This is a genomic window from Paenibacillus illinoisensis NBRC 15959, assembly GCF_004000925.1.
GTDB lineage: Bacteria > Bacillota > Bacilli > Paenibacillales > Paenibacillaceae > Paenibacillus > Paenibacillus illinoisensis.
Window position 1 is genome coordinate 108,347 of record NZ_BIME01000001.1, and the last position, 25,454, is coordinate 133,800.

Below are 25,454 nucleotides of genomic sequence, written 5' to 3' on the forward strand. Positions count from 1 at the left end.
TTCCCCCAACATGATGCGTCTCTCAACCATTTATGTCCTACTGTATCATGTGAACGTTTGAAATGATAGCGATTTCAAGTTCAGAATATTACACATGAACGTTCAAGCACAGACATGTACCGGGAACAGATAAAAATTTATAATCGAGTTTGTAAACGGATTCATTAAACGTTTTAGAGGGGGATTTGCATTGAAGAATCATAAAAGAAAAAAAGCAGCATCCATCGTTTTGGCCAGTTTGTTATCCATATCATTAACCGCATGCGGATCTGGAGGAAGTGATTCCGGAACAGCTGCTGGCGGAGACAGCAAAGGTTCCAAGGTCACATTGGAACTCGCCATCTCCAAAAGCTCGCAGGACTCTGCCTTTATTCAGCAGGACATTCTGGATGAGTTTGAAAAACAGACAAATGTACGTGTGAATCTGCAGCTTATTCCAGCAGAACAGACCACGACCGTACTGCAAACCAAGCTGGCTGTTGATGAAACGCCTGATATCATTCAATACAATCTGGCGAGTGCTGTGACGGACCTGAACCTGGAACGTAATTTTGAAATTCTGGATAACGAGCCTTGGGCGAGCAGAATTGTGAACAAGGACGTCCTTTCTTCCGGCGGTCATCTCTACAGTTTCCATGTCAGCCAGGATACAGGAATGCAAGGGGTTGTTTACAACAAACAGATCTTTGAAGACCTTGGTTTGTCCATTCCGACAAACTACGAAGAGTTTCTGGCTATATGCGAAAAAATCAAGGCGAGCGGCATCACACCCGTGTTTATGCCTTACAAAGATGCCTGGGCAGCCAATATCTGGCCTGCAGCAGCTTTTGCTGACTTTGTAGCCAAGAATGATCCTACGTTCTTTGATGACCTGAACAGCAATAAGAAAAAATGGTCCGATATTCCGGAGTTCAAAACCTTTCTGGAGCAGCAGTACGAAGTATACACCAAAGGCTACACCAACACAGACGTGCTTAGTGACAGCTACGATATGGCCGTGGGTAAATTCCTGAACAAGGAAGTCGCCATGATGTTTATGGGTGACTGGTTGATCGAAGGTGTGGCCGAGCAGGATCCTAGCATGGAACTCGGCGTCTTCCCCATTCCGTCTTCCCAGGATGCGAGTCTGGGTGCGAGTCCACTCGGCGGGCAACTGTTCATTCCGAAGAAATCCAAACATCTGGAAGAAGCCAAACAGTTCCTGGACTTTATTGCTTCGAAGGACGTTGCTCAGCAGATCGTTGATTCGAAAGGTTATGTATCCAATTTCAGTGACGTAACAACGCCTGAGCTGCCTGCCTATAAACAGGATATCGTAGACAATTACATTACGCCTAAGAAAACGGTGCTAACTACTGATGCTTATATGCTCGTGGACCGCAGTGAATTGTACAGATTGCTGCAGGATCAATTTGCAGGCGGACTGACACCGGAAGAAGTACTGAAGGCGTGGGACGAGAAGTTCAGCCAGCTGATGCAAGACAAAGGTGTAGCCGGTTTCTAAGAAGATAAAAAACCGGGCAGCATAGAATCTTGTTATCTATGCTGCCCGAGCTATAACGGAGCGTGAGACATGAAAAGGGCTAAAAATCTGTATTCGTACTACATGATCTATCCGGCATTGCTGATCTACTCCATCTTTTTCGTCATCCCTGCCATCGCAGGATTCTACTATTCATTTACGGATTGGCGGCTGGATCGACTGGAACTTCAGTTCATTGGCTGGGACAATTTCAAGAAGATCTTCTCTGACAAAACGCTGATTCTGGCACTGCAAAATACGGCGATCTTCGCGATTGTCACTGTCGTTGGCAAAAATGTCATCGGTCTATTGCTGGCTGTAGGACTTAACATGAGATTAAGAACCAAAAATCTGCTGCGTGCCATCTTCTACTCCCCTTCCATTCTGAGCATTCTCGTCATCAGTATTTTGTTTACACCGATGCTGCGAACCGAAGGCACGATTAACAACTTGCTCGAAGCTGTAGGCTTGCACTCATTAAGCCAGGCTTGGCTAACCAATCCGTCCATCGTCATCTGGACCATCGCCATCGTCTCCATTTGGCAAAGCGCCGGATTTCAAATGGCCATCTATCTGGCCGGGCTGCAATCCATTTCCCAGGAATATTACGAAGCTGCTACCATTGACGGGGCTAGCTCATGGAAAAGCTTCTTTAAAATCACGCTGCCACTGCTGCTGCCAGCCATTAATATCAACCTGATGCTGACCCTGATCGGTGGACTCAAAGTATTTTCGGAAGTCTACGTCATGACCGGTGGAGGTCCGGGTAATGCTTCACAGGTTGTGGGTACCATTATTTTGCGCTCCTTCGGTGAAGGCAACTGGGGACTCGGTACCGCAGTCAACACACTGCTGTTCGTCGTTGTCACCATCATCGCGATTCCGCTGCTGATTTTTATGCGTCGTAAGGAGGTTACCGAATAACATGGGCTATACTCGCAAACTTGCCATCCGCAATTACATTGTGGAAGGATTTCTAATTCTGGCCTCCCTGATTGTTCTCCTGCCGCTCGTGATTCTGATCTTCGGTTCATTCAAAACAAGCGCCGAGGTACTCAGCTTCTCCCTTAGTTTACCTGATACATGGCAGTTCTCGAACTACGTGCGGGTCTTCGAAGAAGGCGGCCTATCGAGGGCTTTTCTCAACAGTATCTGGATTACTGGCGTATCCTCGGTAATCAATATCGTGGCATCTTCAGCTGCATCATTCATTCTTGCTCGCAGAGAAACGAAAGTCTCCGGAGCGATCTATATGTATTTCTTCATGGGACTCATTGCTCCAATGTCGATCATTACAACGATTCGGGTTGTACAGGGCTTGGGCTTCTATGGAAGCATTACAAGCGTTATCCTGATCTATGCCGCTCTTAATACGGCGTTCAGTGTATTCTTGTACAGTGGTTTTATCAAAACCATTCCAAGAGCGCTTGACGAGGTTGCATTTCTGGAAGGTGCAAGCGTGTTCGGCGTATTCTTCCGGATCGTCACGCCACTCATTCTGCCTGTTAACGCGACGGTAGCCATCATGGTGTTCATGTCGGTATGGAATGACATCACGATTCCGGTTTACTTCCTGACAGACAGCTCCACGTGGACGATGCCGCTTTCGATCTACAATTTTTACGGCAAGTACAGCCGGGACTGGAATTTGATTTTTGCCAATCTTGTACTGACTTCGCTGCCCGTATTCATCCTGTACTTATTTGGTCAGAAATACATCGTAAGCGGCCTTACGGCTGGAGCAGTCAAAGGCTAAACAGCTCTACAACCGGAGCTCATTTTCTTAAAATGCCACCCAAAGAAACCTACCTAACAAGGTGGGTTTTTATCTTTTAACCTTTTGACTTCAACTTAATGGGGATCTAATATCCTGCACTAAGCTTCGCTCTTCTTTTTTACCCGCTTGGGCCTTGTCAATTCGTAACTGTGCTTAATCATTCCTTGCACATCCTCCAGAGGCAAATTACCTTCCACATTAACGGTGTTCCAGTGTTCCTTGTTCATATGGTAACCGGGAATCACCTCCGGGAATGCATTTCGCAGGAAATCTGAACGTTCCGGATCACACTTCAGATTTACACATACATGTCCATTATAATTGTGCAATATGAGTGCAAATAATTTTTGGTTTCCTTGGTGGCGTATCGCCGTCCATCCTTCTCCAAATGGATGATCTTCATATGAACTGGGATACGACAAGCAGTATTCCGTTAATTCTTCTAACGTCATGATCTGTTTCCTCCATTATCGTTCTCTGAGTTTACTCCATCCTCGCTGCATTGAATCAGTCGATTCGAACGACCTCAGTATAGAAATCCTTCCATCTCATTTTGTATGAACCGTTGGTTATATGCAAGGTTACTTCATCGTGTAAGACAAAAAAAGAACCGGCACTTCATGCCGATTCCTGTGAATTGCATATATGAAGCTGCTGCTGTATTACACCTCTTGGGCCACTTGCGGTAATTTATCCGGTGCTTTGTGGTTCATGATTGGAATCATGGCCAATGCACCGATGAGAAATAGAAACCCTGCTCCGCTGTAGATGGTGCTCAGTGAAAAGGTATCTTTTAACGCCCCTGCGAAGGACATGGAAATGACCATCATGCCTACAAACATCGGATTCAAGACGCCATTCACACGGCCGACAATGGAAGCCTCCGACCATTTCAGAATCATGGTGCTGATTCCTATATGAATGCAAGGGAACACCAGTCCATTCAGAAATTGAACGGTCAGCGTGACGGGGACACTTGTCGAGTAACCCACGATAGCTGTACATACCGCTCCGGCTACCATTCCAATTGCCAGCAGAATTTGTGGTGGAACCTTCTTCGCAAATGTGGCTACTATTCCCCCACCAATTAGCATAGCTGCACCATTCACCATCAGAAGATATTGCAGGAATTCCTTGCTCCTGCCAAGCTGCTCGGTAACAATGAACAGGTTGAGCGCTTGAGCTACACCAACGGAGAGACCAGCAAGTATAAACGCCAGCCCGAGCATCCGGAGCACCTGACTTTGCCAAACGTAACGAAACCCTTCCACGAATTCTTTTCGAAACTGTCCTTTAACCGCAGCCGTTTGTGTCTGCATCTGATCCTCGGGCAGACGAACAAGAACGAGTGCGGACAGCAGGAAAACGATGCCCATAACAGCGATGGATATTTCCAGGCCAAACGTGCTGTATACGAAGGTGCCAAGCATCGGGCCAAGCACCATAAAGATGGCCATCAGCGATTGGAATAGAGCCATGCCCTGCTGCAGCTGTTCTTCTGCAACATGATACTTAAACAATCGCATGCTTGAAGGTTGGGAGAACTGCGACAGAATTGCCGAAATAAATGCAACAAGGTAGACGGAATGCCATGAGCCATAATGTATGGTCAGGAGAACTGCAAATACCGATACGGCAGATAATACATCACACCATATCATCGTTCGTTTTGGCCGCCAGCGATCAGCAAAGGTACCTCCGATGAACGAAAACACAAAAATCGGGGCAAACTCGGCCACACTAATGAGTGAAATGGCGTATGGATCATTATTCGTTGTCTCCGCCACATACAGTAGAATTGCAAAATTCCGAACCCAGATGCCGATCTGTAGGAGAACGCTGGATAACAAGATTGTCTGAAGAAACCGATTGCGAAACAGGCTTGGTGCATTAGTGCCTTGGACTTGCCTATTCAATCCCCTCAACCTCCATTTGTCGTAAAGATGTCCATACTTTAATGATCTGACGTCTCCCTTCAAATCATAATTATACGGACATCATCTTCCCACGCCTCCGACTAAAGACTGATTTTTCCAATTCGAATGTTTTCCTTAAATTTCACATTAAAGTCTACTCAGCGCTTCGGACCATGCGAACGCAGCTGTTCATCCAGCCATATCAGAGCAGATTGCAGCCTATCTTCCGGCACGGTTTCATATCGGTCTCCCAGAGAAAGTTCAAATGAACAATGCCCGGTCTCGCTGTTTTCGTTTAGATACGAAGTTAACCCTATTCCAAACTGCTGCGTCATTCTGCTGAGAATCGGTTCAGCCTCAGCTGGGGTTCGTTCGATGTACACATGAAACATATTCGACACGGGTACTTCGGGCAGCGTGCGTACTCCATAACATTGATTCAGCAATGAAGCGAGCTGCTTCGCTTGTTCATAATAGATTCCCATTTTATTAATACGTTGATCATAATAATATTGGGCACTTAGAATATAAGGATACAGACCGATCAGATCCCCGCCAAACCGACGTTTCCAAACTCGGGACTCCTTAATCATATCCGTATCTCCAGCCAGTATGGCTCCTGCAATACCGCCAATGCCTTTGTAGAAAGACACATACACACTATCAAACAAGCTGCAGATCTCTGCTGCCGACTTCTGATAGTAAGGTGTGATCTCAAACAGTCTGGCTCCATCCAAATGCAGCTTGATTCCGCGTTCACGGCAATAAGCCGAAATGGCTTCGAGTTCTTCGTATGCAGGCAGCTGGCCGCCAATCTCCCGCTGGGGCAATTCAAGCAATAGACAGGCTATCTCACCTTCGATAGCTTGTACATCTTCCAATCGTATCAATCGGTCCTTGTCACCAAGCAGAACCGCTTCAATCTGATGAAGCTCCTTCAACGTATTCTCTTCATGAATTTCAATGTGACACAGGGGATGATACGCTACACGCTTCAGTCCCTTTTGATCACAGTAAATCCGCAGCGCTATCTGCTGTGACATGGTCCCACTTGGGAAAAAGATGGCTGCCTCCTTGCCCAGTACTTCAGCCATCTGCCGCTGGAAATGTTCAATGGTTTCTCCGCTCCCGTAATGATCGCTGTCCATCTCACCGTCAATGTGCTGAAATGCTTCCTGGAGAACCTTGATTTTGCGACTGCCATGACCGCCAACGATATACTCGGCCTTCATGAACGCTTCCATTAATGAATCCGGTGTATCGCTCAAGCCATATCCTGCAGTCTCTTCAGCAGATGTCTCTTCGATATCACCTTTAGTTTGATTACCCGTATGTTGCCCCATCTGGCTCACACCTTTCTATTTAAACTTTACTTAACTAGTGTCATTTGTGAAACGCCGTTATATCATGCTTTGCTTTTACTTCCGCCAAAAAGTCGAGCAGTCTGCCTTGTCTGTAATATTAAAAGCAATGATTCTCTCCAGCAAAGAAAAATCTACGGGTTGACTCCATTTGATTCGAATCAATTCCTTCGTATGATCATAACCAGCCTCCACAATCTCATCTGAAAACTGAAGAATGCCTGCCTTCTCGGGAGCAATCGCCATATGCTGTTTGGCAACGCTGAATCCAATAATGAAGGTCTCATGATCAGTAAACATTGGCTGATTCCATGCAATCTTGGCCTTGAGGTTAGGAAATTTCGCAGCCACCCAATTCAGCACTTCTTCGGCTCGGGCACGCTGTTCGGGGTTATCCATCCGTGCCAGAAAATCTTCAAATTCTTTCAAGTAAATTCCTCCTATATAGAATAAAGTTAGTCCGTTGGTTTAATTGGCAACTTACTCTTTTCCTCAAGTATACACGTTCGTTTCAAGTCTCCAAACAAAAATTCGTTTGATTCATGCTGTATCTCTCTGGAGCAGCTTAAAGTTCTTGCCGCTAAGCGGACAACTCCTTCCACTGAGCAACATATCATATGGCAAAATGATAGATTGGAGGAATTGCTATGGTTCGTACACTTGACGCCCGTACGTCACTGGGGTCAGCAGGCATTACCCCGCTCAACGTCCCACTTGGCGCAAATACACCTACCCTGCTCGGGATTGTTGGACTCAATATTTTCAATCCGGGGCCGATCATTCGAACGCAATTTAATGGGACCTATCGGATCTCGGTGTCCAATGTGTCTTCCTTGCCTTCTTCTATTCGTTTTGAAATATTCAGAGGGGCAACTTATACGGGCCAACCGATCTATGTGGTTTCCCAGCCTGTGTTTCCTAACGACAGTACGATTTTGGCGAGCTTTGAAGGTTCAGAATACAATGTGCCTGCACCAGCCAATGGGCAGATCATCTACTCCTGCTTTGCAACGTTCGTCCCTGTATCCGCATCAGAACAAGCCACCCGTCTTGGACCGGAGTGCTTCAATGCGGTCGCTTACAGCGATGATTAACTCTACGTTTCGATTACTCCTTAGCTTCGAAGAAAGGAGGACTACCAATGGTTAAGACATTAGATGCAAGAACTTCTCAAGGCTCTAAAGGGGGTCAGGGCGTTCTCACTCCCAGTTTCACAAACGGCGTTCCGTTATTGTTCGCACAAGTTGGGCTGCAAATAAGTAATCCGGGACCAACCATCCGCACACTTTTCTCAGGTATAGTAACGGTAACCGCCAATCAGTTATTTAACAACGGTTCTCTTGCCATTGAGGTATATCGTGGTCTGGGAGCTTCGCAGCAGCTGGTGTATCGTGCAGAAAAGACTGTCCTCGGCAACCCTTTCTTTAGCCCGTGTGTGCTCAGTTTTACGGGCTCCGATTATAACGTAACTGCACCGGGAAATGGTCAACTCGTTTATTCTGTCTATGCGACATTCTCCTATGGTCCGGATACCGGCGTAAGCAATGTCCGACTCGGACCCGAAAGTTTCAACGCAACTGTGTATTCCGATGACTAAGTCGATGATTCGGACAAAAAAGCGCTATCATGTCTCGTACGTATAGACTAATAATAAGGATGCTTGATCCAAATCCAGTGCTCTCCGATGGTCAGAGCTGGCGGGATCAGGCATCTTTATTCTTGTTTCTTATTCAATTTTGCTTGTTAATGACAATGGATAGACTATAGTTCGCATGTTCGTTTAAACGAACAAGGAATTGATCCAACACTTCATTGGATGGAAATCTGGCCTCCAGAATGTAGCATCCGTTTCCGCTCACTTTATAGTTATTTAGTACAAAATCATTTTCAGTTTTAACAAAAGACAGAAACGACTGATGATGTGGATTCGTCAGTTTGATCGTGATAAACGCATGGATTAAACAGTTTAGTTTAACTTGATTTACTTGGACGGTGTATTTTTCAATAACTCCGTTTTCCTCAAGCTTCAACACTCTCGAAGCAGCTGCTTGTCCAGTGAGATGAACTTTCTCCCCCAACTTTTTCATCGTAATGCGACTGTTCGCGGACAGCTCTTTAATAATTAATTCATCTATGTGATCGAGCACTCGTTATCCTACCCCTTTTAATTTTAGTATCATCACCAATGAAAACCCAATTCATGAGATAAGTAAAGCTTACTCTATTCTACATACAAACCCATCATGAAAAGAAATACTTTCATTATTCAAGTAAATGAGAAGAAAGACTTGATTCTATGCATGTACGCAGAAATCCGGAGCGTGTAAGCTATTTATATATTCATGATCAAAGGAGAATTACAATGAAAATAACTCAAATCCGAAATGCTACGATTATCGTTGAATATGCAGGACAACACTTTTTAATTGATCCATTCCTGGCTGACAAGGGTGTGTATCCTCCATTCCCAAATTCTGCGAGGCAGGATCAGAAGAATCCATTGGTCGACCTTCCGACAACTATTGAAAATATAGTCCGTGGTATCGACGCGGTGATCGTTACCCATCTTCATTTGGACCACTTTGATGATGCCGCAAAAGAAGCGCTGCCCAAAGACATCAAAATGTTTGTACAGAACGAAGCTGATGCGTCTGAAGTTAAAAATGCTGGCTTTAACAACGTAGAGATTCTTCATGAAAATTCAGTATTTCAGGGCATTCAACTCTTTAAAACAAAAGGGGAGCATGGGAGAGGAGAAGTCTTGAAGCTGGCTGGCGAAGTATGTGGTGTAGTCTTTAAACACACTAGTGAGCAGACTTTATATGTAGCAGGGGACACCGTTTGGGTCGAATCTGTTCAAGAAGTGATCCATACTCACAAACCTGAAGTTCTTGTTGTTAATGGAGGAGATAATCAGTTTCTGGAGGGTGGTTCCTTGGTTATGGGCATAGACGATATCTATAAAGTATACCAAGCTGCACCAGACGCGAAAATCATTGTAGTCCACATGGAAGCAGTTAACCATTGGGGTCTTTCCAGAGAAGACTTAAGAAGCTTTTTGAAGGATAAAGGAATCACCAGTCACATTGCTGTTCCTGAGGATGGAGAATCCTACGTATTATAATTCAGCTATAAAAAAATAACACTCCTCCGTCACTTCGTGACGGTCAGGAGTGTTCTTCTACTGCTTACTTCACAGAAAGCAAGCTGTCCGTAATAAATTTCAATTGTCCTTCCAAAGTGATAGGGTCGTTATATGTGTCCGAAGTGTTATCCAGCTGGAAGACATGTCCTTCTTTAACAGCAGGCAGATTCTCCCACAATGTATTACTGTATACGACTTCGGCATCACTTGTATCGCCCGACCACGGGCTTGTAAAGATGATGTCACCTGCATATTCCGGCAGCACCTCCATGGAGATCGAAGCAAAGCCTGTTCCGCTGTCAATCGCTTCTGCCTGAGCCTTGGTAGGGGCCTTCAAGCCAAATTCACCATAGAGGATTTCACCGCCACGACCATAGTTATGGCCGAATACGTACAATCCCTTCGCGTATGGATTCAGAATGGAGACAGTGCGGTCACCGACTGCGGCTTCTACTTTGGGTTTCCATTCGCTAATCTGCGCTTCCCAGTTTGTAACCCAGGCTTTCGCTGCATCTTCCCTATTCGTTAGCTTGCCTAGTTCAAGCATAAGATCTTTATAGTTGAGTTTGCCATATTGGATCTGCACCACAGGGGCAATTTGAGACAATTGATCAAGGCCCTCTGTGCCCGTATAAGCAATGATCAGATCCGGCTTGAGGCTTACCAGCTGTTCCGCTGTAGGCTGCTCACCCAGATCAGTTGTTCCTTCACTTATCAATTGATCCTTAATATACTTATTGCCCATTGCTCCAGACAGAGCTCCTACCACGGGAACATCCAGTGCTACAAAGTATCCTGTCGTAAACGCCGTCAAATCAATGACACGCTGCGGTGTTTTGGGTACCTCAACTTCTCCCGCATCCGATTGGTATGTAACTGTCTCCCCTTCGTCAGTTGACGCTGAGTCAGCTGCTGATGCTGAGTCAGTTGTCTGCTCTGCCATGTTTGCACTTGCATCGGTTGCTGTACTCGTCGTGGCGGTTTGACCGCATGCACTTAGTACCAGCAGCACGGTTAGTGCCAAAATAAGCAAGATCGAATTAGATCGTCTCAACAATGTAAACCCACCCTTTTTAATTGATATTGATAATCGTTATCACTTTATCATGATGCAGTCTATTTGACAAGCTAATTCTGGTTCTCTTTTTAAAATGTGTTAAATTGAATGTTTAACCCCGCAGACAGACTTCCATTCCAAGGATCAAAAAAAGCCGCCATGGGCGACTTTTAAGACAGATTGTTTAGTGTTCGGAGAACTTTATAGCCTCGCAATCCTTATCCAGTATTAGCTCTCTTTCAAGGTAACATGATCAACTACCATCCAATTGTTATCCCTATATTGCAGCGTTATTTTTACAGCGATGGAACCCTCATTCGAACGATATTTACTGACTACAAGTGTGGCCTCATTCTGCTCGTCCGCCAGCTCAACCTTTTCGATCCGCAGTAAAATTCCTCGGAGATTGCTTTCATTACCTTCATATAAACCTTGCTTAAGCAATTGTTCATAAGTTAGGTTATAAACGTCCACCTTATATTTCGTTCGTAAGAACTTCATTATATGTTGTCCATCAGAATCACTTAATGCAGGTGTCCGATCATAGTCTATTGATATATACTCCATCGATCGATTAAGAGCTGAATCTGTTGATATGACCTCTTCCAATGCTGCAAGATATAGTCCGCTTAGACTGTTATCAGCCTCTGTATTCGTAAACGTGCTTGCACAAGATGTAGTCAGACTAACCAGTGACAAAAGATACATGAAGTACAACAACTTCCTTGGGATGACCCTCACCTCCTATGGATTCCTAAACTCATTAACGGAAGTCTCATGAAACATGTTGCACAATAAAAAAAGCAGTCCTCAGCGGACTGCCCGTTCGATTTTTACATTTTCAGATCCAATTGAAACTGATCCAGCTCTTCTTCTGCGTCACGCATTAACTCCACTAGCTGATCAGCGTATTCTCCAAGCACAGCCCTGCTGGCCTCAAAATTAACCCATTGAATGGTTAGTGGAATTGAAATGAAGCCTGTAATGACATCCCATAACGCATCAAGATTCCGCCCGTAAGAGTCATCTAATCCCAGCTTCGCCTGAAGAATATCATGCAGCTCTTCTTTTCCATGAATATCATTTCCATCAATGATTACTGTCTTCATACCATCCTACCTTTGGTCATTTGATTTGTTCAAACGTGCGATAATGATCGGTTGTCTTGTATATTAAGCCATCACTGGAATAGAGAATTCGGTCACTTCCCCGGGTCCCCCCGGAATAATTGATATCTGCCTCGTACCACGTTCTTCCCTTTTTCTTGGGTAACAAGCCTTCCCGATTCTGAAATATATCACCGCCGATACTTTTGCCTGGGGCCACATCTTGCAGGTTTCCTTCACTTGGTTCCCAGCCTAAAGCTCTGGCCTCCTTCTTGGTAATATAATTATCCGGAAGTTCCTGATGCTCGGCAAGATAATTGGCAACTTCGTCAAATTGGTTCAAGACAGCATGAGTCTGGGTCGAATCATCTACAGATAGCGATTCTAGTGAACAACCTGCGAACAGCATCGTCGCAAGTATAATGAGTACAGCACCTAGCCATTTTTTAATATACACTGCTTATAATCTCCTTTTAATCTTCTTAACTCAAAAAAGTATATATCAATCTGCACACAGTTCCAAGTATAGCTAAAAGTTAAAAGTATTGATGTACATTTCAAAATGAAGTACTATCAATTTAATATGGTCATATGTAACTGGCGAACACGGTGAACCGTGAGGGAGCATATGATGTCTAATCAAGCCGTACGCCTGGGCAGAGGTAAGGAAGTTTTATTTCCTTGCCTCTTTTTATTTGGAAAGGGCGATGATGAGCATGAGTACAGAGAAGCTAATGTTGAATGGACAAACGGTAGCGGACTTCATGAAGGAAGAGATGACTTCGAAGGTTGCCATCCTGAAGGAGCAAGGAATCACGCCTTGTCTAGCTACTATTTTGGTTGGTGATGACCCCTCTTCGGAAACGTATGTACGAATGAAAGGCAATGCATGTGCCCGAATAGGGGTACATTCCATTAAAGTGGTTTTGCCTGCAGAGACGACAACGGAACAATTAATTCAGGAAATAACCAATTTAAATGAAGATGTATCCGTACATGGCATTCTGTTGCAGCACCCGGTACCGCATCATATCGATGAAAGAGCAGCTTTTGATGCAATTAGCATAGAGAAAGACGTAGATGGAGTTACCACCCTAGGATTTGCGTTAAATGCTTTTGGAGTCGCCGCATTCCCTTCCTGCACACCACAAGCGATTATCCGTATTCTGGATTTCTATAACGTTCCAATCGAAGGCAAGCATGCTGTGGTCATAGGAAGAAGTCCAATTCTGGGTAAGCCCGTTTCAGCCATGCTGCTTAACCGAAATGCAACGGTAACTACCTGTCACTCCAAAACCGTCAATCTGGAAGAAATCGTGAAATCGGGAGATATCGTGATTGCTGCCGTGGGCAAACCCTGTTTTGTAAAAGGAAGCTGGATTAAACCTGGTGCAGTTGTCATTGATGCAGGTTACAATAAAGGCAATATCGGTGATGTGGACTATTCATCCTGCTTGACTCCGTCATCTGCCATTACACCCGTCCCGGGTGGAGTGGGTCCCGTAACCATCGCTACGCTGATCGAACACACCATCAAATCAGCCTGCATGCAATCCAAAAAAACATCATAATATGTACGAAAGCACGCAAAGCTCACTTTTTTCATGAGGGCTTTGCGTGCTTCTTTCTGTAAAGACATAAGGGGTAATGTGCATTGAAAGTGCGTACGTCTGCTAATTCAATTTTCGTTACTTCTTATCTGTTCAGGTTCTTTTTATTTTTTGGCATATTGTAAAATGGCCGTCGCCGCACGAATACGAAGTTCTTCATCTTCGCTCTGTAATGCATTCTTAAGTACACCTAGAGCTTCCTGTACTGTCCCGTCATCTACGCCAAACGAATGTTGAACTGCCGTTTCCGTTTCGGGAGTTCTTGTAAGCCACGGATCCAATTGAGCCTGTGAAAGTGGATACTCGAATGTTGAAATGATGGAAGCATTCGAAATCAGAGCAAGCACTTTATCGTTTATCTCTGTCAGTGGAATTCGCCCCAACCACGTTACGCCTCGCCGATGACATATCGAACCTTCTCTAATGCTAACGGAGTCATCGTAAAAATAGTCACCCACATCTCCAACATATACCCACTCATCGTCATGAATTAAGACATGATCTCCATCCTGTATGATGTTTATAAACGTCTGTAGGGTACCTATTACTCCGCTCAGTTCCGATTCAGGTATTACATAATGCTGCCTGATTTGCTCTTTCCATTCTTCAACCGGTAGTTGTTCCAAATCCCCTGTAGCTGGCCAATCTATCCCGATAAAGTTATCTTCTAGGAAGGCTGCAGTTCGATCAGTTCCGTGTATGGTGGATTGGATGTGAAAAAGGTTCATGCTGCACTTGTCCTCCTCTGATACTATAACCGTATTTTACATTATAAACGTTTCATTTGGTTTGCCTTCCACTTCAGCAGCTTATTAGAACAATCTAACAATCAAGCTTGAAGGTTATTTTTTCGTTTCCGAAATGCTGATGGTGTCTCGCCAAAGGCTTCACGGAATTTTCTTGTAAAATGTATACCGCAGTCGAATCCGACATCCGCAGCGATCTCTGCGATTTGCCGGTTCGTTCCGGCGAGAAGCTGCGCTGCCTTCTCCAACCTGAACTTGTGAACGGTATTTAGAATCGTATCCCCTACCTGCTCCTTAAATAAATGAGAGAGGCGTGAGGTGGATAAACAGCATCGGTTCGCAAGTTCCGGTATGCTTATCTTCTGCGCAGGATGCATCTGCAGATACCGCATGATCTCCGCAATTCGGGGATCCATAGTCACCGGAACATCAGGTGGATATGTATGTTGAATGTGAATCAACGTTTCCTCCAGGGCCAGCTCGGATAATCGGCGATATTGTTCCGAACGGCCTTCCGAAAATCCGTGACGCACCAATCTTTGAAGAGCATTCTGCAAATCACGCTGTACGTCTTCCGAAACAATCCGCTGGTAGATGAAACGAGCTGACGTTTCGGGAAGCTTCAACCAAGTACTCCAATTGGGATCGGGTATGAAGTGTACCCATATAAATTCCCAATGATCCTGCTTCGTTCTATAATGGTGCGGAAGCCCTGGCATAAGAATTGCCACATCCCCCGCTGTGCAGGTTATCGAATTTTTGCCATGCTGTATTTCCCCTTCACCGGAAAGCGTATACATTAATAACCAGTCGATGCTCCCTGTTGGTCGATGAATCTCATATCCGTTCAACTCCTTATAATGACCTGCGATCAATATTCCAAAGGGCCTGTGTCCAACTATAGCATAATCCGCATGTTTTTCAGCCATTATCACACTACCTCGCTATGATCTATTCCATATAAAATGTAGCTGTATCGATATTTCTTATATTTTTGAACACAGTAGAATTCATCGTAAAGAACATATCACAAGGAGGTTGTCCCAGCAATGAGTCACATCTCAAAATTATCATTAATAGATGCAGACACTAAGAAAATCCATCCGGGAAAATTGGGTATGCATGGTGGAACCAATCCCAAAGGAGATGCCTTTGGATTCACCAATTATTATATGACTCGTAATGGCGAGCCCTTCATCCCGATCGTAGGTGAATTTCACTTCTCCAGGTTTTCATACTTGTACTGGGAAGAAGAGCTGCTGAAAATGAAGGCCGGTGGAATTCATATCGTCGCTACATATGTATTTTGGAATTTTCATGAGGAAGAAGAAGGGATTTTTGAATGGGGTGGAAATCGAAACCTGCGCCATTTCATCGATCTGTGTGCCAAACTGGATCTGCCCCTCATCCTTCGTATCGGTCCATTCTGCCACGGCGAAGTTCGCAATGGAGGAATTCCGGATTGGGTAGTTTCCAAGCCTATTGAGATCCGCTCCAATGATCCCGGATATCTGAAGCTGACACGCAGACTGTATCGGGAAATCGCCAGTCAGATGAAAGGCAGCCTGTATCAGGACGGAGGACCCGTTATAGCTGTGCAGTTGGAAAATGAATTCATGCACGCCGGAGCACCGAATGAAGCCTGGGGTTACAAAACCGGTAAGTTTCTGTCCTCCGGAACTGGAGGTACAGCTCATCTGGCTGAACTGCGCCGCATTGCCGAGGAAGCTGGCATTCGTCCTCTGTTCTTCACGGCGACCGCTTGGGGCGGGGCAGCCGTTCCTGAGGAAGGCTTTTTGCCCATGCTTGCAGGTTACGCCTATACGTCCTGGCTGCCTGACCAGCCTCCAAGCAAGGAATTTGTGTATCGCGATCTTCATATTACTCCGGCGGAGCCCGTTCATTTCGACACGCCCGAATATCCCGTAGCGTATTGTGAAATGGCCGGTGGTATGCAGGTCAGTTATAATGTGAGGCCGTTCGTTCCGGCAAACAGCATAGAAGCCATGACCCTTGTCAAACTGGCCAGCGGCAGCAATCTGCTGGGTTATTACATGTATCATGGCGGATCAAACCCCGTCGGCAAGAAGAGTTATCTCAATGAGCAATTCTTGCCGAAAATTACGTATGACTACCAGTCTCCCTTGGGTGAGTTCGGCAGAGTCGGTGCATCTTATGACCGCATCCGCGCCATCTCTTTGTTTCTTGAATCTTTCGGATCGGTCCTTGCTCCGATGAAAACGGTTCTGCCTGAGGGACAGTCTACTATCGATCCGACAGATACAGAGACACTACGCTGGTGTGTCAGACATCAGGACGGCTCGGGCTTTGTTTTTCTGAATAATTTTCAGGACCAGGTCGACCTGCCCCGCCGTAACATACGAATTGAATTGGAAACATCCAAAGGCAGCGTTGCCTTCCCCGCTGAAGGTGAACTTGAGCTTCCTGAAGGAATCGGATTGATGCTTCCGTTCAATCTGGACCTTCATGGCGTGTCCCTACTTAGCGCAACGGCTCCATTGCTCACCATGATCGACACAAATCAAGACAAAACGGTTTTCTTCTATGCACATGAAGGCATGACACCGGAATACGTCGTTTCCAAAACGAATCTAAAGGATGTGCAGTGCAGCGGAAGTGTAATATTGGACCACGGATCTTATTATGTGATCCAACCAAGCGTAGACAAAAATAAATCAGTTAACTTCCTAACCACGGATGGTGGTTCCGTACGTTTTGTACTGCTTTCAAGAGAAGAAGCGCAAAAAGCGTACACCTTTGAACTATGGGGACAACCAACGCTGGTTATCAGCGATTGTCCCGTAACGATCAGTAATCATCAGCTTATCTGCACATCGACAGGATCTTCCCATATTGCTGTTTCACTGTATCCCAAGCCAGAGCAAGATTTGCAAACACATCATTCCAGCGCTATCCATTGTCAACACGTGGGTTCCACTCTTTTCACTACCTATACAATAGACCTGCCTGAATATACACCAGAGGTTTTGATTAAGAAACCTGCGGAGAAATCGGCCTTGTTGCAATTTGCCGGAGAATGGCCATCCCATGTTCACGATGTATGGCTTGAGGTGGATTATGAAGGTGATGTGGCCGAAGCGTTCCTGAATGGACGGCTCATAACAGATCATATCTCTTACGGTAAGACCTGGTCCATAGGCTTAAAAGAATTCTACACTCAGCTTGAATTCTCTGAATTGCACTTATCCATAACGCCGCAGCGCAGGGGAACGGTCCATACCTTTGTCAATCAGGCACAAATTGAGCGCTTTGAGGGAGTCGAGATCGCCGAATTCCGCCGTATTGAAGCCATTCCGCAATATCAAGTCGCGTTGTATCCGGTTAAAACTGCTGCTGCGATTGGACAACTATCCGTCCCATTCTCCAACTAACATCACATAAAGCCCTGAATTCGTTCTAAATCGAACAACTCAGGGCTTTTTATCATTTAGCCGTGTAGGTTAACTTCGTCATACGAAGGATTAAACATCCGTTCAGATTCTTATGGATATCTGTGTTACACGTTCTTTTTCCAATTCTTTCGTTGTAAATGCTTAGCTTCGTGGTATTCTTGAATAGAAAATACAGGTAAAACACATACATATTTCTATCAGAAGAAGCATAAAAAGTGAGGAGATTTTTTTGAGTAAACCCATTCGCTTTGGGATTATAGGATTTGGCTGGAGAGCAGAAGCTTATCTGCGGATCGCGAAGCAGCTCCCCTATATATTCAAGATCAGCGGCGTAGCTGTGCGTAATCCGTCCAAATATGTGGAGGCTGCCAAACGTTGGGGCGTCACCCTTTTCGAGTCATCTTTTGAAATGGCCCGTCATTGTGATTTTCTTCTGGTTGCTGTGTCCAAAACATCCGTTCCTGCCGTCCTTGAAGAACTTGTAACACTACAGGTTCCTCTCTTGGTTGAAACACCGCCGGCTTTTGATGAAGAAAGCTTGAGGACGATGTCCTCTTTTGCGGAGAAAAACGATCAGATCCAAATTGCAGAACAGTATCCCCTGCTGCCGCATCAACTCGCTCGGATGTCCCTGATCCAGTCAGGGAAACTGGGGCAGGTTCATCATGTTCAAGCATCAGTAGCACACGGTTATCATGGGATCAGTCTGATACGTAACTGGCTGTCGCTCACGGATATCAGCTGCGAAATTGTCGGCCGCCGCTTCGAACTTCCCATTCTGGAAGTACCTTACCGCGGTCGACAAGTCCAGGATCGAATCGAGAATGAAGTTCAAGAGATCGCCATGTTATCTTTTCATAACGGCAAGAGTGCTGTGCTGGACTTTACCCGTTCTCAATACTTTTCACCTCTCCGTCAAAACCGGGTTCTGATTCGCGGGTCCCATGGGGAGATACGGGATAACGAAGTCACGATCAGCTTGGGTACCGATGCATATGATACATACTCCATCCACCGGATTCAGAGCGGCATGGAAGGAAGTTTGGGACCGCTCGCCCTTCATGAGCTACGCGCAGGACAAGAGTGCCTGTACCGTAATCCCTTCTCTTCTGTACCTTTTTCCGATGAAGAGCTGGCTATGGTTGAAATTTTGACGCGCATGTCTGCCTTTGTGAGAGAGAATATCCCTTTTTATCCCCTGACCGAAGCTCTAAAGGATGTGCGCTTGTCTCTGGCCATTGAAAAATCAATCGCAACTCAAGCATCTGTAAGGATCTGATTTTAATTAAGTCATCTGAATGAATCGTTTAACGAAATTGCTCTTTGAAAGGTGTTCATACATGTTTGCAAGCGTAATTACAGGTTCTATATTCTTATTTCTTGGGCTGTGGTATGTCATATATCTTATATCCCAACATTCCAAGGATCCGGGCCGTTCATCGGCCCGAATCATGAGAGTGATCCTAGCCATATCCATCATTGTTCTACTGGTTCAAGATTACATATTCAAAGAAATACCTTCAAATACCATATTAATATTCGTTTTTATTGTTGTTATAATCGTCACTAGTTCACTGCCTGGTATGAACAGGAAGAAAAAATAAGTATGATCCCAGGATGGGCACAAATTTTTAACTCATTCATTAGTCACTAAAAAAAACGAACTTACTCCATCTCGGGAATAAGTTCGTTTATTTGCTATTCATTTAGTAAAACGGACCAGTTGGGATCTTTATATCGTTTGTCGACCACTTCTCTCACTAGGCTAAGCTCCTCTGGAATATGATCTAACTCCTCAATTCTGTATTCATAAGGACTTGCCATATTACGATCACCCATGCCGATGAATCCCTCCTTCCAATGATCTGACAGAGTATCCATCAGACTCGATGCTCCTCTCTTACTCACATTATACTGTCTACCTGACGAATCATATGCTTTCCATGCCTCATGATTTATCTCATTTTCCATTTTCCCATAAAATAAGACAGCCAGTTCATCTGTTTTGTCTCCTCTTTGTGATTTCTCCAACGAAGTCCCAATGACGTCAATTCTATCCTTCAAAACCTTAAATGATTTGGGCTCGGATAACTCCGCAGGTCTAAAAGAAAACTTGCTACCATCCACTTCAGCAATAGAGTATCCATCCAATACAAAACGGTAAGGTTCATTCTCAGGGAGATACTTAAAAGTATAGCTCCATCGCATTTTTCCTTTTTCAATTACACTATAATCAAATGTCATAAGGCTATCCATGTAACCAAGTTTCCTTGGATTTACTGAGTGTATTTCCTCTTTGTCTAGGTTCTCAAAGTGAAAGCTAAGTGCTTGTTTTTCCCACAAATCACCGGGAGATCTTGCCAATGCTGCATCATCCAATTCGGTCTCCAATTCGAATCGTACTCCCTGTACCATTCGTGTGATCCTTTTTAAATGGACAGTCAATCCATGAGGTGTTATGTAAGTTCCAGAGAGTTCCTCAACTCGGGTCTTGCTATTTGCCTCTTTCATATCCAGGTCAAAGCTAAAATCCCAATTTCCTTCTATAGAAGGTACATTTCTGTTACCAAGTGTATTAATATTCCCTTCGATCGTAATCTTGTCCGTCTGCAGCGGCTCACTAAAGAATTCAACCATATAATAAAAATCATTTGTATATCCCATATCATACATACTGCCCACGGTGTTTCCCTGAGCATCTTTAATAGAAATGGTGTTCTGCTCCCCTAGATTCAGCTTATGCCGGTCATGCTTTCCCTCTTTATCAAAAAGCTGAAGTGCAACTGTCACCCGCGTAGGATCTGCTACAGCTTCCTCAATGACAAGCGTATACCCTTTGTCCTTCACTTTAATATGTGGATTATGCACCAACCCCAGTTCCTGCGCTCGAAGAAGCCCGATATCGGGGTTGTCCTTGGCAAACAAAGATCTGATCATTTCAGCAAATGTTGGAACGGTATAGATCGTAATTGCACCTATGGCAAAAAAGAGTGCTATTACTGCGGCAGCCCATCTCCACTGTATAAAGTATGATTTCTTTTTCGACTTTTGCTCAGAAAGTGAAGAAAGAGCGTCCTCCACCGCTAATTGGACTGTATCAGGGAGGATTACGTCTCGTGTTTTTGACTTTAGAAATTGCTTTATCTTGTGATCAACTGGATCATGATAACTCATATTTGTTTTCTCCTTCCCCTAATACAAGCTCGGATAGCTGCTTTCTTGCCCTGAACAAACGTGACTTTACAGTACCTTCAGAAACTTCGAGCACGTTGGAAATGTCCTTGACCGACATATCCTCGATATAAAATAGCGTGACAATGGTCTGAAGCTGTACATCCAGTTCGTCAATCACCTCAAACAGCTCAATTTGCTCGTACTCATCCTTATAAGATGTCTTTCTTAAATCATAAGGAATGAGGGATACTCGCTTCTTTTTTCGATTGATCTGATTGCACTCGTTAATCAATATCCGAATAATCCATGTTTTAAAATAAGCAGGCTCTTTCAGTGTATGTACATTAGAAAATGCTTTGGCAATGGTCTCCTGCATCGCATCTGCACAATCTTCATTGTTCTTAACAATTGATCTTGCGATAACAAAGAGGCTCTGATGTACCGCTCGTATTAATAACACAAATGCTTCCTTATCCCCTTTTCTCGCAAGTTCTGCATTCTCAATTAAATCCACGAAGATCTCCCCTCCTTCTCAAACTATCTATTCATTAGATACTCAAAGACTTCATTTGGTTCATAAAAGAATTCTAATAATTTCCCGGTAAACTATACCTTACTTATTATCCAACTAAAAAAACAGCCGAACATAGTAAGTTCGGCTGTTATCTTATATCACTTATCTATCTCAAAAATGAAAACACCATATGCAGACATTTTGATTTCATTCTTATAGGATGTTGCCGTTAGTAACTCTTTCGTTTCCTTCTTGAGCTTGATGGAAACCTCCTGGTTCGAGTAGTTGAGTAAGAATAGATATGCTTTATTCTTGGCGGAACGGATACCGATTTCAACTTCGGAAGGTACTTCTATCACGTCATCAACCGGCGAAGACAGCCCTATTTCATCCATGAGAGCATCAACGATTGGTTCATTGTAAGCGGCCCCATAATACCATACCTCTCCTTGACCTACTACGCGCCTCGTCATCGCAGCACTACCTGCATAGTATTCGGAAGCATATTCGGCGACCACCTGTACCTCAGGATGTTCCAGATGAAGAATTTCGTTAAATCCAACCGATTCTAATCCGTGAGACCACTGCTCACTTGTACCCTTCCATTGCAACTTGGCCCCAGTCACGGTTCCTTTCACTAAGGTAAAATCCTCTACAGTTACTCCACATAACGCTGCAGCAGCTCCTGGAAATGGCCTCATGTAACAATGTCCCTTGAGATCCTTATATCCGGTCCGTGCGCCGAATAACAGGGTACCTCCTTGACTGACGTAAGCTCGAAGAAGTTCTGCTGTTTCGTCTGTCATGATTGCGGGATGAGCATAGATGATCACCTTATATTTGGACAGATGTTCCAGTTGGGTCGTTGGTCGCAGAGTAACTAGATCTGTAGGGATATGGCGGTATTGCAACTGCTTATACCAAGCGCGTGTGCTTTGGTGGTGAAGCGGACCATGCCACTCGTCTAACTCTCCGTCCCACATATTATCGTAATCCTGCAGGATGGCAACGTCCGCTTGATATGTCGTACCTGCAATAACTCCTCCTATTTGGGCAAACTCTTCGCCCACTTGTGCAACTTCACGCACTCGCCTGTTGGGTTGATTGTGGTAGTCATTGATACCGTGCCAATACATCTCGGTTCCAAACGTTGCCGTACGCCAGCGGAAGTATACAAGTAGGTCTGTGCCATGAAGAACGGATTGGTATGACCATAATCGGATCTGGCCCGGTCTTGGCGTGCCCATACCTATACTATCAACCCAGCCGCCTGGACCAGACTGCTGTTCCATTACGCAAAAATTCGGCGACATGTTGCGTACATTCGACAATTTCATGCTCCAAGCCCGGTCTTGCAATGGCTTCTCGTCCTCATCAGGAAATATTGTGGCAAATTGCGGATACGAATCATAGGAAAAGAAATCAAGGAGTTCATCCGTCAATTCATGATTGTCTATATGTCCAAACGTACCGTTTGTCGTGATCCAATGTTCCGGGTCCAATTCACGAATGATATCCACCTGAAGCTTGGCAAATGAAATGGTATTCGCCGATATGAAGCGCTTTTCATCCAGCGCCAGGTGGGGATTGGGCGATGAATTGACCATGTTCCGTGTGAGATATATTTGTTCCCACGCCGTATAGGTCTGACTCCAAAATACCGTACCCCATGCCTGGTTCAGATGTTCCAGTGACCCATACCGATTTCTCAGCCACTCACGGAAAGCGACATGATCTGCCTCAGCATAGAAAACATTGATATGGCAGTTGAGTTCGTTATCGATCTGCCATCCAATGACTGCCGGATGATCTTTATATGCCAGAACCATGTTCCGCACTATCTTTTCACATTGCTGCCGATAGATCGGACTGCTGTAATTGTTATGTCGTCGCATGCCGTGTCGATACAAGACGCCGTCCTTATTCGCATTTAACACTTCTGGATACTTTTCAGTTAACCATGCTGGCGGAGTTGCAGTCGGTGTCCCCAGAATGACACTTAAACCATATTGGTGCGCAAGATCCATCACCCGCCCAAAAAAACTAAAATCAAATCGGTCTTCTTCCGGTTCCATGATGGACCATGCGAATTCAGCCATTCGAATAACCGTAATATTCATCTCCTGCATCCTGCGGAAGTCGTCCTCCCATAATTGCTCATTCCAATGCTCGGGGTAGTAACAGACACCCAGTTTTAATTCGTCCACGTGTATTGATTTCGCCATCTCATTGTCCCCTTTAACTACGATACTGACTCCATTCTATTGGACCAATCGCGTATATTAAATGACAAGATTATGCGACTTATAATAAAATATTGTCATCAATAACTAACGATACAACGGATGACTTGCTTTATAATAATGATATACATCAAAATATTGCGTTCAACTGGAGGATACGCGTGAAAGAACACCTCTTTCTCCCTAAGCCAGTTTTTCCCCGGCATGTATGCTTTCCCGATTTTATTGGAGGCTACAGTGACTTTCCGAAGCATCGTGTAAATCGAGAGTATCGGACCAAAGAAATTAATTTGGATCAATGCTATAATCTGCATCTTGTATATGACGGGAAAGGATTTCTGCACAGCGGAACCAATTCTTATGAGTTAACGCGTGCACAGGGATTCCTCTACGGTCCGGGTCTCAGGCAAACATATCATTCGGACTTTGATGACCCCTGGAGTATTCGTTGGATTCACTTCTACGGTATTCGTCTTGAAGAATTATTGAATGGAAAGGGAGTGGATGAGCCATGGCTGTTTCAATGTTCCAACTTTCCTATGATTACAGCTCTGATGGACCGATTACTGGAGATAGGCAGGGGATATCAGGTTGACGATGAGCACAGTATGGCCGCAACGTTGTATGAACTTTTGACAAGATTACAGTCCGGAGCGAGCCAAATCAATGTTTCCATGAATCCAACCGCAGAGCGGATTCGTGAAGCAGCAAATTATATCCGCTCCCATAGTAATGAGCACATCACGCTAGAACAAGCAGCCGGGATCGCCGGTTATAGTACTCCATACTTTAGCCGCAAGTTCAGTCAAACGATTGGAATCTCTTTTCCGGAGTTCCTTATGGAATCCAGGTTGTTGCATGCGAAGCAATTATTAGCTACGACCAATCTTTCCATTAAGCAAATTACCTTAGAGACAGGGTTTTCCCAGTCAAGCTACTTCATTAGATGTTTTCGAAGTCAGGAAAACGTCACCCCACTGCAGTTCAGAAATATTCACAATCATATGAAGGAGGAACATTTTTCATAAAAGAAGACTCTGCACTTAACATGCAGAGTCTTCTTCATCGTTATCAAGACTGCTCAATGGAATCTTCGTCTTCGTCTTCATCCGCTCTATATTCCAATAGATCTCCTGGCTGACAATCCAGCGCTTTGCAGATTGCCTCTAACGTGGACAAACGTATCGCTTTTGCCTTCCCGTTCTTCAATATGGAAATATTGGCGATCGTGATTTCAACTCTCTCCGCAAGCTCGGTAACTGTCATTTTCCGCTTTGCCAACATCACATCAATATTGATTATAATGGCCATGTCTTCACCTCAAACCACTAGGTCATTTTCGGATTTAATATCAATGGCTTCCTGTAACAGTCTTTGCAGAACAGCGGAAAACACCGCAATGACCAACGAAGCAAAAATAGGAACCATCCCTACAATAATAAGCCCAGGGGCATCATCCTTATCTGCTACAAGAAAAACGAACGGCAGCATCACGAGATATAGACTACTGATTACAATAGCACAATATTTTATGATTTTTAAAGAACGGACCGAAATTGAAGAGAAAGCCTCGTTCTTATCGATGTAGCTCAGGAGACGGAATGACTGGAACAGAGCAATGATAAACGGTATGACAGAGAGGTACATAATGACCACAATAGGATATAGCGAACCGGCATAATTCGGATTCACCGGATGATTCGCTAACCAAGGTATGCCGAAGATGCATAAAGCTAGAATGGGAAGCCCAATAAGCAGTACAGCCATTTTTAGAATGATCGTTGAACCTCGTTTCACAAAAAGCACCTCACTTGTTTTAATTGATTTGAATTTATCACACAATTTATCG

The 25,454-nt window shown here is 44.6% G+C and carries 26 protein-coding genes and 1 riboswitch; of the genes, 10 read left to right on the forward strand and 16 right to left on the reverse strand.

The genetic code is table 11. The features are described from left to right. Positions 1–190: 190 nt before the first annotated feature. The 3 genes from PIL01S_RS00445 to PIL01S_RS00455 all read left to right on the forward strand — a co-directional run bounded on the left by PIL01S_RS00445 (position 191) and on the right by PIL01S_RS00455 (position 3,278). A complete protein-coding gene (locus PIL01S_RS00445; RefSeq protein WP_127535774.1) occupies positions 191–1,504 on the forward strand; it encodes an ABC transporter substrate-binding protein in 1,314 nt (437 codons plus the stop codon). A 69-nt stretch (positions 1,505–1,573) separates the two neighbouring features. Then, entirely contained in the window at positions 1,574–2,446 is an 873-nt protein-coding gene (locus tag PIL01S_RS00450) for a carbohydrate ABC transporter permease (protein ID WP_095287215.1), read from the forward strand. A 1-nt stretch (position 2,447) separates the two neighbouring features. After that, positions 2,448–3,278 (forward strand): carbohydrate ABC transporter permease, encoded by an 831-nt coding sequence (locus PIL01S_RS00455; protein ID WP_095287216.1) that lies wholly within the window; start codon positions 2,448–2,450, stop codon positions 3,276–3,278. 119 nt (positions 3,279–3,397) lie between these two features. On the opposite strand, the gene PIL01S_RS00460 is transcribed toward PIL01S_RS00455, so the two are convergent. From PIL01S_RS00460 to PIL01S_RS00475, 4 genes are all read right to left on the reverse strand, one after another. Beyond that, positions 3,398–3,751, reverse strand: coding sequence for an MmcQ/YjbR family DNA-binding protein (locus PIL01S_RS00460; protein WP_127535775.1), 354 nt, complete (start codon positions 3,749–3,751; stop codon positions 3,398–3,400). Positions 3,752–3,961: 210 nt separating this feature from the next. After that, positions 3,962–5,215, reverse strand: a complete 1,254-nt coding sequence (locus tag PIL01S_RS00465; RefSeq protein WP_127535776.1) for an MFS transporter — start codon at positions 5,213–5,215, stop codon at positions 3,962–3,964. 158 nt (positions 5,216–5,373) lie between these two features. Further along, positions 5,374–6,483: a threonine aldolase family protein gene (locus tag PIL01S_RS00470; RefSeq protein WP_371859913.1), complete on the reverse strand. Its 1,110-nt coding sequence runs from the start codon at positions 6,481–6,483 to the stop codon at positions 5,374–5,376. A 150-nt stretch (positions 6,484–6,633) separates the two neighbouring features. Further along, positions 6,634–6,975, reverse strand: a complete 342-nt coding sequence (locus tag PIL01S_RS00475; protein WP_371859914.1) for an iron chaperone — start codon at positions 6,973–6,975, stop codon at positions 6,634–6,636. A gap of 248 nt (positions 6,976–7,223) precedes the next feature. Here PIL01S_RS00475 and PIL01S_RS00480 point away from each other — a divergent pair, with 248 nt between their 5' ends. Beyond that, on the forward strand, positions 7,224–7,670 hold the full coding sequence (locus PIL01S_RS00480; protein WP_127535779.1) for a hypothetical protein: 447 nt from the start codon (positions 7,224–7,226) through the stop codon (positions 7,668–7,670). Positions 7,671–7,717: 47 nt separating this feature from the next. Further along, the gene (locus PIL01S_RS00485) at positions 7,718–8,173 is read left to right on the forward strand and encodes a hypothetical protein (protein ID WP_127535780.1); all 456 of its coding nucleotides are present in this window, start codon (positions 7,718–7,720) and stop codon (positions 8,171–8,173) included. A 133-nt stretch (positions 8,174–8,306) separates the two neighbouring features. On the opposite strand, the gene PIL01S_RS00490 is transcribed toward PIL01S_RS00485, so the two are convergent. Then, on the reverse strand, positions 8,307–8,723 hold the full coding sequence (locus tag PIL01S_RS00490) for an Lrp/AsnC family transcriptional regulator (RefSeq protein ID WP_127535781.1): 417 nt from the start codon (positions 8,721–8,723) through the stop codon (positions 8,307–8,309). Positions 8,724–8,938: 215 nt separating this feature from the next. Between PIL01S_RS00490 and PIL01S_RS00495 the strand changes: the two genes are divergently transcribed. Continuing rightward, positions 8,939–9,700 (forward strand): MBL fold metallo-hydrolase, encoded by a 762-nt coding sequence (locus tag PIL01S_RS00495; protein ID WP_127535782.1) that lies wholly within the window; start codon positions 8,939–8,941, stop codon positions 9,698–9,700. Positions 9,701–9,764: 64 nt separating this feature from the next. Here PIL01S_RS00495 and PIL01S_RS00500 read toward each other — a convergent pair whose 3' ends face one another. The 4 genes from PIL01S_RS00500 to PIL01S_RS00515 all read right to left on the reverse strand — a co-directional run bounded on the left by PIL01S_RS00500 (position 9,765) and on the right by PIL01S_RS00515 (position 12,293). Next, on the reverse strand, positions 9,765–10,778 hold the full coding sequence (locus PIL01S_RS00500) for an ABC transporter substrate-binding protein (protein WP_127535783.1): 1,014 nt from the start codon (positions 10,776–10,778) through the stop codon (positions 9,765–9,767). Between the two features lie 228 nt (positions 10,779–11,006). Further along, positions 11,007–11,486 carry a hypothetical protein gene (locus tag PIL01S_RS00505; RefSeq protein ID WP_127535784.1) on the reverse strand — a complete coding sequence of 160 codons (480 nt, stop codon included), beginning with the start codon at positions 11,484–11,486 and terminating at the stop codon, positions 11,007–11,009. Positions 11,487–11,611: 125 nt separating this feature from the next. Further along, positions 11,612–11,887: a barstar family protein gene (locus PIL01S_RS00510; RefSeq protein WP_127535785.1), complete on the reverse strand. Its 276-nt coding sequence runs from the start codon at positions 11,885–11,887 to the stop codon at positions 11,612–11,614. A gap of 16 nt (positions 11,888–11,903) precedes the next feature. Beyond that, positions 11,904–12,293 carry a ribonuclease domain-containing protein gene (locus tag PIL01S_RS00515; protein ID WP_127536571.1) on the reverse strand — a complete coding sequence of 130 codons (390 nt, stop codon included), beginning with the start codon at positions 12,291–12,293 and terminating at the stop codon, positions 11,904–11,906. A gap of 174 nt (positions 12,294–12,467) precedes the next feature. Then, positions 12,468–12,549: riboswitch (ZMP/ZTP riboswitch) on the forward strand. Between the two features lie 51 nt (positions 12,550–12,600). On the opposite strand from PIL01S_RS00515, the gene PIL01S_RS00520 reads away from it, so the two are divergent. Beyond that, positions 12,601–13,455: a bifunctional 5,10-methylenetetrahydrofolate dehydrogenase/5,10-methenyltetrahydrofolate cyclohydrolase gene (locus tag PIL01S_RS00520; RefSeq protein ID WP_127535786.1), complete on the forward strand. Its 855-nt coding sequence runs from the start codon at positions 12,601–12,603 to the stop codon at positions 13,453–13,455. Between the two features lie 143 nt (positions 13,456–13,598). Here PIL01S_RS00520 and PIL01S_RS00525 read toward each other — a convergent pair whose 3' ends face one another. Both PIL01S_RS00525 and PIL01S_RS00530 read right to left on the reverse strand, forming a co-directional pair. Further along, the gene (locus PIL01S_RS00525; protein ID WP_127535787.1) at positions 13,599–14,222 is read right to left on the reverse strand and encodes a hypothetical protein; all 624 of its coding nucleotides are present in this window, start codon (positions 14,220–14,222) and stop codon (positions 13,599–13,601) included. A 101-nt stretch (positions 14,223–14,323) separates the two neighbouring features. Further along, complete coding sequence (locus PIL01S_RS00530) at positions 14,324–15,169, reverse strand: helix-turn-helix domain-containing protein (protein WP_127535788.1); 846 nt, start codon at positions 15,167–15,169, stop codon at positions 14,324–14,326. A gap of 120 nt (positions 15,170–15,289) precedes the next feature. Here PIL01S_RS00530 and PIL01S_RS00535 point away from each other — a divergent pair, with 120 nt between their 5' ends. Further along, on the forward strand, positions 15,290–17,653 hold the full coding sequence (locus PIL01S_RS00535) for a beta-galactosidase (protein ID WP_127535789.1): 2,364 nt from the start codon (positions 15,290–15,292) through the stop codon (positions 17,651–17,653). Between the two features lie 250 nt (positions 17,654–17,903). After that, on the forward strand, positions 17,904–18,953 hold the full coding sequence (locus PIL01S_RS00540) for a Gfo/Idh/MocA family protein (RefSeq protein WP_164764143.1): 1,050 nt from the start codon (positions 17,904–17,906) through the stop codon (positions 18,951–18,953). A gap of 419 nt (positions 18,954–19,372) precedes the next feature. Here the strand turns inward: PIL01S_RS00540 and PIL01S_RS00545 are convergent, their stop codons facing one another. From PIL01S_RS00545 to PIL01S_RS00555, 3 genes are all read right to left on the reverse strand, one after another. Next, positions 19,373–20,848 (reverse strand): DUF4179 domain-containing protein, encoded by a 1,476-nt coding sequence (locus PIL01S_RS00545; protein WP_127535791.1) that lies wholly within the window; start codon positions 20,846–20,848, stop codon positions 19,373–19,375. Further along, positions 20,835–21,362: a sigma-70 family RNA polymerase sigma factor gene (locus PIL01S_RS00550; RefSeq protein WP_127535792.1), complete on the reverse strand. Its 528-nt coding sequence runs from the start codon at positions 21,360–21,362 to the stop codon at positions 20,835–20,837. The genes PIL01S_RS00545 and PIL01S_RS00550 overlap by 14 nt, the downstream gene beginning before the upstream one ends. A gap of 158 nt (positions 21,363–21,520) precedes the next feature. Then, positions 21,521–23,587: a beta-galactosidase gene (locus PIL01S_RS00555; RefSeq protein WP_127535793.1), complete on the reverse strand. Its 2,067-nt coding sequence runs from the start codon at positions 23,585–23,587 to the stop codon at positions 21,521–21,523. Between the two features lie 179 nt (positions 23,588–23,766). Between PIL01S_RS00555 and PIL01S_RS00560 the strand changes: the two genes are divergently transcribed. Then, positions 23,767–24,633, forward strand: coding sequence for a helix-turn-helix transcriptional regulator (locus tag PIL01S_RS00560; RefSeq protein ID WP_127535794.1), 867 nt, complete (start codon positions 23,767–23,769; stop codon positions 24,631–24,633). Positions 24,634–24,676: 43 nt separating this feature from the next. On the opposite strand, the gene PIL01S_RS00565 is transcribed toward PIL01S_RS00560, so the two are convergent. Both PIL01S_RS00565 and PIL01S_RS00570 read right to left on the reverse strand, forming a co-directional pair. Next, the gene (locus tag PIL01S_RS00565; protein WP_127535795.1) at positions 24,677–24,916 is read right to left on the reverse strand and encodes a helix-turn-helix domain-containing protein; all 240 of its coding nucleotides are present in this window, start codon (positions 24,914–24,916) and stop codon (positions 24,677–24,679) included. Between the two features lie 9 nt (positions 24,917–24,925). After that, positions 24,926–25,402, reverse strand: a complete 477-nt coding sequence (locus PIL01S_RS00570) for a DUF2975 domain-containing protein (RefSeq protein WP_127535796.1) — start codon at positions 25,400–25,402, stop codon at positions 24,926–24,928. Between the last annotated feature and the right edge of the window lie 52 nt (positions 25,403–25,454).